This is a genomic window from Caldalkalibacillus thermarum, from assembly GCF_014644735.1.
Lineage (GTDB): Bacteria > Bacillota > Bacilli > Caldalkalibacillales > Caldalkalibacillaceae > Caldalkalibacillus > Caldalkalibacillus thermarum.
Genome location: NZ_BMKZ01000133.1, coordinates 1 through 634, shown reverse-complemented (window position 1 = coordinate 634; position 634 = coordinate 1). Strand labels below are relative to the sequence as shown.

General features: G+C 38.8%; 1 protein-coding gene. It reads right to left on the bottom strand.

The window, feature by feature from the left end; all coding sequences use genetic code 11:
* On the bottom strand, positions 1-332 hold a 332-nt coding region (locus tag IEW48_RS16865; protein ID WP_229704115.1), incomplete at its 3' end, for a transposase.
* Positions 333-634 lie beyond the last annotated feature (302 nt).

The following is a 634-nucleotide window of genomic DNA, read 5'->3' as shown; positions in this document are numbered from 1 at the left end:
TTTAGATTTGTATCTTTGAGTTTGATCAGCTGTTCACGCTGTTTAGCCGTAAGGTTTTGTTCGTTTTTCAACCAGATGTATCGTGTCTTTTTTAAGTCATCGACTTCTTTTTGTTCTGCACGACGAATGGTTTCTACCGCTTCATTGACCATTTTCATGACATGAAATTTGTCATAAGTTATTTTGGCATTCGGAAATGTGCTTGCAATCCCTTTGATAAAGGCGGGGGACATGTCACAGCAACACTCTTCAATTTGTGAAGCAGGTATCCCTTTATCTTCAAGGTGTTGTTTAAACTGAGATAAAACACTGGAGTCTTTGCCTTCAGTGATGATGTATAAAATTTTGTGTAAAGCATTTTGCTAGACCAAAAGAAAAAAGGTAGGGTATTCTCTGATTGGACCAAAAATCTTAGAGAAAGGAGAACCCTACCTATGTCTAAAAGTATACCGAATGTCGACTGGGCAAATCAACTGGAAAGTGTCATTCGTGTTGTTCGTCTGTGAAATTGTCATATTGTAACGCGTCAGTGAAAATGTCACTATGGGACAGGAGAAGATTACAATGAGCAAAAAAGAACTGATGCGTTACAAGGTCGTTAGTCGGTGGATTGATGGTCTCATAACAGGGAGTG